The sequence below is a fragment of the Ruminococcus flavefaciens ATCC 19208 genome (assembly GCF_000518765.1).
Taxonomy (GTDB): Bacteria; Bacillota; Clostridia; order Oscillospirales; family Ruminococcaceae; genus Ruminococcus; species Ruminococcus flavefaciens.
Genome location: NZ_JAEF01000023.1, coordinates 45202 through 57812, shown reverse-complemented (window position 1 = coordinate 57812; position 12611 = coordinate 45202). Strand labels below are relative to the sequence as shown.

The following is a 12611-nucleotide window of genomic DNA, read 5'->3' as shown; positions in this document are numbered from 1 at the left end:
ATATTACTATCAGTAAAGGCGTTACAGCATATTACTGTATTTTAAGTTGATATGATGAATTTAGGTATAGAACAAAGCATTTTCTGATAATGGTATTGATTCACGGCGTTTTGCAATTGCGGCAAAAGCCGTGAATTTTTTTAGCATAAAGGCAGTATTCTGCTCACTTGACAAATATATGTAGATAAGTTATAATAAAGATAGTGCAATATGCTGAAAAATTGTGTATATTACTTAAATTACGCGTTCCAATCGAATTAATCTCGATTTTTGTTTGATTTAAACAATATGTACCTGCACATGATGTGTAATATGCTGAAAATTCTACTTGACCGTCATAAAGTCCACCTTATATGTAAAAAATAGGTTGTTTTATTACAAGCAGTAAAGTATAATTAAATCGGTAATAATAAGTTATGTTTTTATGAAAAGGAGTGATAGCATGAAACATTCAACCTTATTAGGGAAGATGCTCTCTGTTGTGACAGCCTCGGCTTTGCTGTTCGCAGGTGTGAATATTCTTCCCGACGATTACGTAATTGAGGCTTCTGCGGCAGGTGCAGCGGTAATTGATACTACCGATGTATACCAGACTATCAGAGGTTTCGGCGGAATAAATCTTCCTGACTGGATAACACAGGGAGATATGACCGATGCACAGGTACAGAAGGCATTCGGAAACGGTGATGACGAGCTTGGATTTACAATCCTGCGTATTTATGTCAGCGATGACAGCAGCGCGTGGAGCAGAGCAGTTCCTACTGCCAAACGAGCTCAGGCACTCGGCGCTACAGTATTTGCTTCACCGTGGAATCCTCCTGCTGCTATCCGTAATACAGTAAACGGCGGACTTAACGGCGGTAAGTATCAGCTCAAGAAGGATAAGTGGGCTGAATATGCACAGCACCTCAACAGCTATTGTAAGTATATGGAAGGTCAGGGTATTGATCTTTATTCCGTATCTATCCAGAACGAGCCTGACTACGCTTCCGAGTGGACATACTGGAGCGCAAGTGATCTTGCTTCATTCATAGCTCAGTACGGCAAGACCATAAAGGAAGGCACAAATGTCAAACTCATGTCGCCTGAGAGCTTCCAGTATAAGAAGGATATCTACAACGCTATCCTCGGAAACAGTCAGGCAATGGCAAATACAGACCTTTTCGGTACTCATTTCTACGGTACACAGCGCAGCCAGATGGATTTCCCGTCACTTGAAAACTGCGGTAAGGATATCTGGATGACAGAGGTCTATGTACCAAACAGTGAGGCAGACTCAAATGACCGCTGGCCTGAGGGACTCCAGGTAGCCGAGAATATCCACAACGGCCTCGTTGTTGGCAACCTCAATGCTTACGTATGGTGGTATATCAGAAGAAACTACGGTCCTATGAAGGAAAATGGCACTATCAGCAAGCGCGGATACAGCATGGCTCAGTACTCAAAGTGGGTACGTCCCGGCGCACAGCGTATCGGCGTAACAGAGCAGCCCAACACAAACGTTCTCGTATCTGCATATAAGAACACAGACGGAAACGTTGCTGTAGTTGCTATCAATAAAAACAATTCAGCTGTCAATCAGGAATTCTCAATGGGAAGCGGCGAGAGCATACAGTACGTTGACAGCTATACAACCTCGGCTTCCGCAAATATTGCAAAGAAGGAGCTAAGCGCCAACGGAACAAGCTTCTCAGCTTCACTTCCTGCACAAAGCGTTACAACATTCGTTCTCACAACTGAGGGCGAGGCAGTAGATCCTTCCAAGAACCTTGATGAAGACGGCTATTTCTTCCACGATACATATGATTCGGGTACAAACAGCTGGTCGGGAAGAGGAGCTGCAACTGTAGAGTCAACTACATCTGAAAAGCTCAGCGGTAACGGCAGCCTTGCTGTATCGGGCAGAACAGCTACATGGAACGGTGCTGTAAAGTCACTCAGTGCAAGAACTTTCGTACCGGGCAACGCTTACAGCTTCGCTGCAAATGTAAAGTACAACAGCGGACCTTCCGAGCAGACCTTCCAGCTTTCTCTCCAGTACTCGGACGGTACTGAGACAAAGTACGATCATATCGCATCTGTTACCGTACCAAAGGGAGAATGGGTACAGCTGGCAAACAAGAGCTATACTATCCCGGCAGGTGCATCTGACCTTCAGCTCTATGTTGAGACTGACGAGAATGACAGCGACTATATCAGCTTCTTCGTTGATGACGCTGTAGGTGCTCCCGAAGGAACAGAGATAAACGGCGCAGAGCCTCCTAAGCCTGTTATCCTCGGCGATGTAAACTCCGACGGAGCTATCGACTCACTTGATATGATAGCTGCAAGAAAGGCTATTGTAGCAGGCGATTATTCAAAGGCTGCCGATGTTGACCAGAACGGCAAGTTTGAGGTAAATGACCTTGTTGCTATCCAGTCATTTATCCTGGGCAAGATCACAGCATGGCCGGAGCCTGAAACTCCTCCTGCACCACAGATCGACACATCAAAGTGGGACAACTATCAGGAGACAGCTTCTGCTCAGTACATCGACTTCTATAAGAGCTCTATCAAGCACATGGGCAACACTTACAGACTTGCTCAGAAGCTCACAGCAGCTGAAAACGGTGAGTCACTTACAGTAGCTTACCTCGGCGGTTCTATCACAGAGGGCAAGAACTATACAACTCCGTTCTCGAATTACCTCAAGAACACATTCGCTAAGGGCAGCTTTAAGGAAATAAACGCAGGTATGTCAGGTACTTCTTCAGTTGTAGGACTTGTCCGCAGCGAGAAGGATATCGTATCTCAGAATCCTGATATCATATTCCTTGAATTCTCGGTTAACGACCATGAGGATATCATGTATAAGAAGTGCTTCGAGAGCTGTATCAAGAAGTTCCTTGATATGCCTAACGAGCCTGCCGTATGTGTACTTATCACACGTGCAAAGGGCGGTTTCTCAAGCCAGTCACAGATGTATCCTATCGGCAAGAACTTCGATATCCCTGTAATCAGCATGGACGACGCACTTACAAAGGCGTTCAACAGCAAATTCCTCCAGGCAAGCGACTACTACACAGACGAGTATCACCCGCATCAGAAGGGCGGTCAGCTCGTAGCAGACTGTATGGCATACTATGTGCGTCAGGCATTAAAGTCTGAGAACCAGTCAACAGGCTATACACAGCCTACTTCATATGTTTACGGTGCAGAGTATGCATCATGCGTAAACGTTGATCCTAAGACTCTCAATAACTTCAATGCAGGTTCATGGAGAGCAGGTACAGGTTATAATTCACTTCCTTACTCCTACACCCTTAACGGTGGAAATCCTATGACCTTCAAGACTCAGGGTAAGGGACTCATAATCGTATTCAAGGCTAACAGCAGCGGAATGGGCAGCATCAATGTTACTGTAAACGGCAAGACCACAAAGGTCAACGGCAACAAGCAGTACACATGGGGCGGTCCTGATGCAGAGCTCGGCTACTACCAGGAGACTTCGGGAGATCTCGATGTTTCAATCACAGGCAGCGGCAGCTTCACTATCTGGGGCATCGGTCTTGTAAAGTAAAAACTGACGTTAAAAGCTCCGACTTCGTGTCGGAGCTTTTTGTGTCAAAGGATATGAAAAAGTACAAAAAACTATTGATTTTTTGGAGAAAATAGTATAAAATGTTTTTAGAGTCAAATTGATAATTGTGGGGTGAAGCGGTTGAGATTCAATTCCATGATACCTGAACTGACAGTTGCTGATATTGAGCGTACCATAGAGTTTTATGTGGGAGTGCTGCAATTCAGAGTAGAATACGAAAGACCCGAAGATAAATTTATTTTTCTCTCTTATGAGGATATACAGATGATGTTTGAGCAGGAAAACGGTCACTGGAGTGTGGGTGTCCTCGAATATCCATTCGGTCGCGGCATCAATTTTGAAATGACGGTTTCTGATGTGGAGGCTGTTTACAAACGGCTTTCAGACGCAGGTATCAGACCGTTCAGAGAGATGAAGGTCAGCAGCTATAGGAGCGGCAATGAGGAGATAGTTCAGAAGGAGTTTCTGGTGCAGGATCCTGATGGATATTTATTGCGTTTTACGGAATAAAGCAGGGAATAGAATCATAGGAGACGGCGTCCTCGGCGTCCCGTTATATATTATCGGAGAATTAATTAAATGGCAAATATCATAACAGGGATAAGAGTGCTTGCAAGTATTGCACTGCTGTTTTGCACGGCATTCACTCCTGCTTTTTATTTTTGGTATATGGCAGCAGGTATTTCAGATATTGCTGACGGAGCAGTTGCGAGAAAAACGAATACGGTAAGTGAATTCGGTTCAAGTCTGGATACGGCTGCTGATATGATATTTGCAACGATATGCTGTATAAAGCTTCTGCCTTTGCTGAGTATGCCCACATGGGCATATTATTTCGTCGCTATCATTGCAGTGATAAAGCTCGGTAATATCTTATCAGGGTATATGATACATAAAAAACTCACAGCAGTTCATTCTGTCATTAATAAGGCGGCAGGAGGTCTGGGTTTTATTCTTCCGTTTACAGTTTCATTTATTGACATAAGGTATAGTGCAGCTGTCGTATGCTCAGTTGCCGCTGCGGCTGCTATCCATGAAAGCTGCATTGTTTTTAGCAGACGAAACAGCACTTAAAGAAAGGAAAACATCAAAATGTCGTCATCAAAGGATTATCTTGAATTTGTACTGGAACAGCTCTCAGAGCTCAGCGATATATCCTACAGAGCTATGATGGGGGAGTACATTATCTACTATCAGGGCAGAGTTATCGGCGGTATATACGATGACAGATTTCTTGTAAAGAACACGGAAAAAGCAAGAGCACTTATGCCTGATGTCTGCCTTGAAATACCTTATGATGGCGCAAAGGCAATGCTGCTTGTTGAGGATATTGAGAATAAAGCATTTCTGAAGGAGCTTTTTGAGGCAATGGCGGACGAACTGCCGTTGCCTAAGAAAAAACGTAAATAGGAGGTTGGAAAAATGGGAAAATTTAAACGGCTGCTTGCGATCGCTGGCGCAGCTGCAATGGCTTTTACGGCTTATCCTGTTAGTTCTCATGCACAGGTAAAGGCGGACTATGCAGACAGCTACGGCGAAGTCATAAGCGGAGCTGATTACACTATCATGGTGAGGCTCAGCGGCAAGTACATAACAGCAGCAAATGACGGAAATGTTCATCAGTGGGAGAAACTGGGCGACGACTCGCAGGTATGGCATATCGAGAGTGCAGGGGACGGAAAATGCTGCATACTCTCGGGCAGGGACAGAAATCTTGCGCTTACTGTTGAGAACGGCGACTCCACCAACGGAAACAACATCTACCTCTCGGAGTACAAGGACACAGCGGCTCAGCATTTCATACTCCACCGTACAGATGATGCATACTATATCACAGGTGAGTGTTCGGGAAATGCCGCACTTGACGTATACGATATCAGTCACGAAAACGGAGCTAATATCGACCAGTGGGACTACTGGGCAGGTGAAGGACAAAAGTTCTATATCCGACCTGTAGGCGGCGATTTTAAATTTGTCCGCGGCGACCTTAACTTTGACGGTGCAGTTGATATATTCGACCGTATCATCATGCAGAAAGGCGTTATCAGCGGCTTTGACGATACAATGTCGGCAGTTGCCGATATTGACAATAACGGAACTGTGAATACAGCCGATCTTGTACTGCTCACAAGCTTTATTGCAGGAAAAGAAGTGAATATGGAGACTTACAGCACGATTTCCACTGAAAAGCCTGACGTAGCGTATTTGTTTGCATACTTCCTCGGTAACTCTCCCGAGCAGGAACGTCTTTCCTATGCAGTAAGTACTGACGGCTACAATTTCAAGGCACTCAACGGCGGCGGTGCTGTGTGGAAATCAAGCGTAGGTACTGAGTGTCTCCGTGACCCGTATATTTTTAAGGGCGAGGACGGACTGTATTATATGCTGGCTACGGATATGAAGTCCTCACTGGGCTGGAACAGCAACCGAAATCTCCTCAGTGCCAAGTCTACAGACCTTGTTCACTGGTTCGACGAGACAAGCATCGAGATAGCAAATAAGTATCCTATAATGCAGGGGGCAGACCGTGCGTGGGCACCTCAGGCTATCTACGATCCCGAGAAGCAGTCCTATATGATATATTTTGCAGCGAGAGTTCCGGGACGAGACGACAGAACTATCATGTATTACGCGTACAGCAAGGACATGAAACGCCTTGATACAGAGCCGCAGCTGCTGTTTGCTCCTAAGAATGGCAACGACGCTATCGACTCTGATATAATCCATGTTGGAAACAAGTATTATATGTACTACAAGAACGAGACTAACAAGCGTATTTATCTTGCTACAGCCGACCATGCAAGCGGCCCCTACAGCGAGATAAAACAGGTGTCCGAGGGAAATATCGGCGTTGAAGGACCTAATATCTACAAGCTGATCGGTCAGGACAAGTGGCTGATGATGTCAGATGCTTACGGTGACGGTTACTACGTAATGCAGGAGACAAGCGACCTTGTGAACTTCACAACAGTAAGCCGAAACAGCTACAGCTTCAACTTCACGCCTCGTCACGGATATGTTATCCCTATAAATGCAGACCAGTACACAGCTCTGATAAACGCTTATCCCTCAGCAGGGCTTGCTCCAATAAATACGGGAGTAAAGCCTGTGTCAGTAAATGTGGGACTTGGTCAGAGACTTGAAATGCCGAAAACCGTTACTGCTGAGTATACAGGCGGCGGAAATGGCGAGCTTAGTGTTGAGTGGAACAGCTCAGATATTGCTAAAGTTGACACCGCAAAGGCTGGTACTTACAAGGTCAGCGGCACAGTAAAGTCCAGCTCGGAGCTTTATGATAACCCTTTTATAAAGGAAAGAGCCGACCCCTATGTAGTTGACGGCGAGGACGGCTACTACTATTTTACAGCTTCTTATCCTGCATATGGCAGCGTTGACAAGGGCTATGACCGCATAATCCTCAGACGCAGCAACACTGTGGGCGGACTTGCTTCCGCAGAAGAAAAAACTATCTGGAAAGCACACTCAAGCGGCATACTTTCAAAGCATATCTGGGCACCCGAAATGCACAAGATAGGCAATTCGTGGTACATTTTCTTTGCCGCAGGCGCAAGTGACGATATATGGGCTATAAGACCTTATGTGCTGAAATGTGACGGTGATCCGTTCACGGGCAGCTGGACAGAGTGCGGACAGATGCAGGCGTCATCTGGCGATACATCGTCATTTGCGAATTTCTCGCTGGATATGACATATTTCGAGAACAACGGAAAGCACTATGTGATATGGGCTGAAATAAAAGGCGACTCCTCGCTGTTTATGGCGGAGATAGACCCGTCACAGCCGTGGAAGCTCACTTCAAAGCCAATAATGCTCACAAAGCCCGAATACAACTGGGAAAAGGTGAATAACCGCGTAAATGAGGGTGCGGCGGTACTTAAAACTGATAAGAAAGTGTATGTTTTCTTCTCAGCATCGGGTACAGGCTCGGAGTATTGTGTGGGCAGGCTTGAAGCTGATATAAATTCCGACCTTATGGATATTAGCAGCTGGAAAAAGCTGAGCAGTCCTGTACTCCAGACCTCAGACCTGAAAGACCAGTCGGGACCGGGACATAACAGCTTTGTTACCGATGAAAAGGGCAATCTGCTTATCGTGTATCATGCCCGTCCTGCAAGTCATGCATCACAGGGCTGCGGAACATACAATAAAGACCCGCTCTATGACCCTTGCAGACATACCCGTATAAAGCGCGTGTGCTTTGACGGAAACGGTACACCTGTACTCAATCTCAGCGATGATGCAGAGATATCACCGACAAATAAGACTGTAACAGCTACAGTTACGGTAGGATAATGAAAGGGCGGATATTTCCGCCCTTTTTTAAGTGATATAAAGATGATAGTTATGGAAGATGGCATAATAAACTCATGCCATCTTGCTTCCTTGCTATCTTGAACAGTTTAAATTGCTAAAGTATATTGCATAGAATAAAGGTCAAGAAAGCAACCAACCAAGCAAGCAAGCAACCAACCAAGCAACCGAGCAAGAGTTTATGCGTGATTGACGGGCGCACACCAAACGGGCGCACACTGTTCGCCCCTACAGTGTGCCATTTATAGTTTATGTATGATAGGCGGACGACCAATGGTCGTCCCTACAATTCATAATTCCGCATTCCAAATTCCGAATTAAATCCGCGGCTAAAGGCTAACGGCTAAACAAGTGGGTGGCGTTTGAAATCGCGGCTTGTCTCGAAGCTGTCGTACTCGGATTTTGAAATAGCTGTACATTCCTCGGCAAGCTTGTCAACAGCAGCCGATTTTTTGAAAACGAAGGGGAACTTTGCAACTTCACCCGACTGAAAATTCAGCGTAGGGTTGAGCTGACCGAATATATATGCAAAAACCTTTGAATTGAGCAGTGCGCATATGTAGTTCTTTTTATCGCCGAGCTCAAAGATACAGCAGCCGCCGTTATCGAAAATATAGCCTTCACCGAACTGCCTTATGCTGAATTTGCCGCTTGTTAGCGTAGACCATGTAAGCCCGGGCATGGTGAAATACTTATAATTTGCAATGACAGCGGTAGGTATGCTTCTCATCTCCGAGGCATCGTCATACCAGTCGATGAGATAGTCGTTAAAGCCGTACCACTTACGGTAGCCGCCGCCCTTATTGTACGGGAACCAGCGCTTTTCGCGTGTCTCGGCGCGGTCGATATGTTGGCAGTTAAGGTTCATCTTGCTTTTATCCACTTCGTGCCAAAGTCTGAGAAAACGCTCGTTGTCAGAGGTGGAATTGCCCTTGCGCGGAGCAGCTATACTTCCGAGGGGAGGATATTTTGCGTAAAGCTCTGATATCCGAGGACTAAGCCAGTAAGCAGCAGGACAGGAAGGGATATTCTCAAAGGTTTTGGAGTCCGTTTTGTAAACGTAGCCGCAGCTGCGGTCATTAAGAGCATTTAAGAACATCTCACGCTGAACTTCAAGTCCGCCTCTGAAATCTGTCAGGCGGAAGAAGGTACTCTTTTCCTCTGACGGCGAATTCTTAAAAGTGAAAGCGCACAAGGGGACGGTAGCGTCATAGAATGCGGAATATTCATACTGTATCAGGTCATTGATATGCTTCTGAGTAAACAGAAGCTTTCGCAGTTCTTCGTAGCTTTTGATGAACAGCCACACATAAGGTGTAAGCAAGCCGATATAACCGTCCTTTTCTGTCAGCTCGGTACAGCGGACTATGAATGCAGAAAAAAGGTCAGCGGAATAATCTGCATAGTTTGTTTTTATGAAACTGAGCAGGCTGCTGTTCATATTCCTTGTACTCATATAAGGCGGATTAGTGACTACAGCTGAATATTTCCTTGTGAGCAGCTCATAAAGCTTCATAGCTTTTGCATTTTTTTGATCAGGAGAAGAAACTGGTCTGATAAGACTGCCGAAAAGGTCGCTGTTAAAGAACGGGTCATGCTCATCTGTAGTAATATTCTCCATTTCGAAAAGCTGAGGCTTTATACCGGAGCTTATAATTTCGGGACAGTATTCACAAGCCTTCATAAGCAGTGAGAAATGAGCAAGCCTGCGGGCACGGCTGTCGATATCTATCCCGTAAAGATTTTTTGTAAGTATGAGCCTGCAAGCATGTATTTCGGTATATCCCTTTGAGATGTACAGTTTCATAAAAAGCTCGAAGGCGTATAAAAGGATATTGCCGCTGCCCATGCAGGGGTCGATTAAGGATATCTCCTCAGGGGATATATTTTTTTTGCACTTTATTTTTTCCTGAACAAGATATTTGTACTCAGATATATCATATTCGCAGCCTTCGGCGAATATCCTGCCGAGGGTATTTTCGGTCATATAGCGGACTATCCAGTCGGGAGTGAATATCTGTGTAGCCGCAGGAAGGTCGTCTGAGCTTATTTTTATATTTTTTTTCAGTTCATTGAATATCCGGTCTTTCCGTTCACTGTTGAAGTATTGATAGAGCTGGCCGATGAGCTGAGCATTGTTCAGCCATTCTTCATGTGGGATAGCGGAAAGCATATCAAATATCTTTTGTACAATGCATACTTCGTTGCTGTCTGAAAGCGTCCCGAATATATCGGGCATGAGTTTGTTCAGCTCAGAAGGAGATACAGTATCGCCGAACCCGTTTTCGTACATATAACGTGCTGAAACGGCGCAGAAAAAAACTTCAAAAGAGCGTCTGTCGGTATCATCGGAAATGATGCCGTAATTAACAGCGCTTCTTATTGATGCAGCAATATTTTTCAAAATAGTTTTTTTCAATTATCTCCCTCCTTTTCATGATGAAGTATATCACGTATCATGTTTTATTATACTATAAAATCTAAGTTAAAGCAATATCACAGTAAGTTTATTTCGTGCTGCATTATACTTTGAGGAAGAAAAGTTTAACTTGAAACAGGCTTGAATACTAATTTTTATCTGATTTTGTGTACAAAAACGCCAAATTAATATAACTTCTATTGACATGATACGGTTATTATGTTATAATGTCTTAGAATTAAATATTTATTTATTTTTGTGAATTACTTTAAGGGGGGATAATTCATGAAAGTATTGCTGCAGGGACTTGGCTTTGAAAAGCAAAGTAAATATGTCCGTGACTATTTTTACAGGACGAATATGCGTGCGAGCATATATATGTCCATAGTAGTCATTGTTCTTGAGGTATGGATGCTTATCCGAATGACAAGAACCATATTTGAAAAGCATCTTCAGAGTAATTTTGGGCATTATTTTGAAAAGTATTACTCAAATTATCTTGTTCTTCTTGCTTCGGGAATAATAATGCTTGTTTATGCAGTGAGGTATATGAAGGGAAAGAAAACTGACAGAGCAGTTGGCTTTCTCATCAAATGGGTATTTACGTTTGTGTGTATTTCCTTTGGAATAAAAATATCTGTCAACGATTACGCAAAGGGTGAGCAGATACTTACCTTCCTTACTATGGAGCTCTTTTCACTTTGTCTCCTTACATGGAAGCCATGTGCTGCTTTTATCATATCAGGGGCATCATATCTGTATTTCTTTAACAAGATGGACAATATGGCGGCTGTAAATACAGGGCAGTTAGGCGCAACAGATGCTACACGGATCAATTTCTTTATCATGTGGATATCTACCATGATGGTATGTATCGCCAACTATAACAATACCCGTGTGCAGGCACTTAAAGACCAGAATCTTGAAGAGGTGAATACATATCTGTCGAAGATATCTGTTGAGGACGAGCTTACGGGAATACATAATATGGTTTATTTCCGTACAGAAGCAGAAAAGCTACTTAACTACGTTACCACAGACAGAGATAGTATCATTTTCCTGTTCTTTGATATCGAGAATTTCAAGTCATACAATGAAAAATACGGTTTTCATGCAGGCAACGACCTGTTAAAGCGTATCGCTCATATGATATACGCTGCTTTCAGCAGTTCTCTTGTATCAAGATTTTCAGACGATCACTTTGTCGTACTTACCCGTGAGGACGGAGTACAGAATGTTATTGGTGAAATTTCGGGAGAGGTCAAAAAACTTCAGAGGGAAGTACACCTTGAACTGAAATGCGGAGCATACAAGCCCGTAGGCGATGAGGCAGATGTGAGCCTTGCCTGTGACCGCGCCCGTTTTGCCTGCAACAGTATCAAGAAGCATTACGACAGGACTATCCAGCTCTACGATAAATCCCTTGAGGATAAATTCCGCCTTAAACAGTATATTGTCAATAACATTGATACTGCTATTGAGAACGATTATATCAAGGTGTATTATCAGCCTATAGTCTCAACGAAAACAGGCTGTATATGCGGCCTTGAAGCTCTTGCAAGGTGGCAGGATCCGAATTACGGACTTCTTTCACCGGGAATTTTTATCGAGATACTGGAGGAGTACCGCCAGATCTACAAGCTGGATAAGTACATAATAGAGGCGGTATGCAAGGATTATCGTGATTCGGTAGATAACAACAAGCCTTTTGCACCTGTATCCCTCAATTTTTCAAGGCTGGATTTCGAGCTTTGCGATATAGTCGGATATCTTTGTGAAATGGTTGAGAAGTACGATGTACCTAAGGAATTTATCGACATAGAGATAACTGAAAGCGCACTTACGGTACAGCAGGACTTTCTGCCGAATGCTATCAAGGCACTCAGAAATTACGGCTATAAGATATGGCTTGACGATTTCGGAAGCGGTTATTCTTCGCTGAATGTTCTGAAGGATTATCAGTTTGATGTCCTGAAGATAGATATGAAGTTCCTTTCAGGCTTTAAGGATAATAAAAAGACTCGCCCAATACTTGAAAATATCGTTGATCTTACGAAACAGCTCAAAATGGTATCGCTTACAGAGGGAGTTGAGACTATGGAGCAGTTCGATTTTCTCGGTAATATAGGCTGTGAACGTGCACAGGGCTATCTGTTCAGCAAGCCTGTGCCGCTGGAAGAACTAAGAAAGCGTATCGACTCGGGCGAACTTAACGTGTGCAAGGAAATAAAATCAGCTTAAATATATGGTGCTTCTGTTTTTCGGGAGCACCATTGTTAT

7 protein-coding genes are annotated in these 12611 nt (G+C 44.1%); 6 read left to right on the top strand and 1 reads right to left on the bottom strand.

Translation table 11 applies throughout. From position 1 onward, the window contains the following. Positions 1-442 precede the first annotated feature (442 nt). The 5 genes from L870_RS0106195 to L870_RS0106175 all read left to right on the top strand — a co-directional run bounded on the left by L870_RS0106195 (position 443) and on the right by L870_RS0106175 (position 7894). Positions 443-3559, top strand: coding sequence for a carbohydrate binding domain-containing protein (locus tag L870_RS0106195; RefSeq protein ID WP_028517410.1), 3117 nt, complete (start codon positions 443-445; stop codon positions 3557-3559). 156 nt (positions 3560-3715) lie between these two features. Next, positions 3716-4090 carry a bleomycin resistance protein gene (locus L870_RS0106190; RefSeq protein WP_479725128.1) on the top strand — a complete coding sequence of 125 codons (375 nt, stop codon included), beginning with the start codon at positions 3716-3718 and terminating at the stop codon, positions 4088-4090. 69 nt (positions 4091-4159) lie between these two features. Beyond that, positions 4160-4654 (top strand): CDP-alcohol phosphatidyltransferase family protein, encoded by a 495-nt coding sequence (locus L870_RS0106185; protein WP_028517408.1) that lies wholly within the window; start codon positions 4160-4162, stop codon positions 4652-4654. Positions 4655-4672: 18 nt separating this feature from the next. Then, positions 4673-4990 carry a TfoX/Sxy family protein gene (locus L870_RS0106180; protein ID WP_028517407.1) on the top strand — a complete coding sequence of 106 codons (318 nt, stop codon included), beginning with the start codon at positions 4673-4675 and terminating at the stop codon, positions 4988-4990. A 12-nt stretch (positions 4991-5002) separates the two neighbouring features. Continuing rightward, a complete protein-coding gene (locus L870_RS0106175; protein WP_028517406.1) occupies positions 5003-7894 on the top strand; it encodes a family 43 glycosylhydrolase in 2892 nt (963 codons plus the stop codon). A 361-nt stretch (positions 7895-8255) separates the two neighbouring features. Here L870_RS0106175 and L870_RS0106170 read toward each other — a convergent pair whose 3' ends face one another. Next, a complete protein-coding gene (locus L870_RS0106170; protein WP_028517405.1) occupies positions 8256-10331 on the bottom strand; it encodes an Eco57I restriction-modification methylase domain-containing protein in 2076 nt (691 codons plus the stop codon). Between the two features lie 285 nt (positions 10332-10616). Between L870_RS0106170 and L870_RS0106165 the strand changes: the two genes are divergently transcribed. Continuing rightward, positions 10617-12572: a bifunctional diguanylate cyclase/phosphodiesterase gene (locus L870_RS0106165; protein ID WP_028517404.1), complete on the top strand. Its 1956-nt coding sequence runs from the start codon at positions 10617-10619 to the stop codon at positions 12570-12572. The last annotated feature ends 39 nt before the right edge of the window (positions 12573-12611 follow it).

Coding starts and splice junctions, on each gene's coding strand:
- L870_RS0106165 (WP_028517404.1), top strand. CDS start 10,617: ATGAAAGTATTGCTGCAGGGACTTGGCTTTGAAAAGCAAAGTAAATAT.
- L870_RS0106175 (WP_028517406.1), top strand. CDS start 5,003: ATGGGAAAATTTAAACGGCTGCTTGCGATCGCTGGCGCAGCTGCAATG.
- L870_RS0106195 (WP_028517410.1), top strand. CDS start 443: ATGAAACATTCAACCTTATTAGGGAAGATGCTCTCTGTTGTGACAGCC.
- L870_RS0106185 (WP_028517408.1), top strand. CDS start 4,160: ATGGCAAATATCATAACAGGGATAAGAGTGCTTGCAAGTATTGCACTG.
- L870_RS0106180 (WP_028517407.1), top strand. CDS start 4,673: ATGTCGTCATCAAAGGATTATCTTGAATTTGTACTGGAACAGCTCTCA.
- L870_RS0106190 (WP_479725128.1), top strand. CDS start 3,716: ATGATACCTGAACTGACAGTTGCTGATATTGAGCGTACCATAGAGTTT.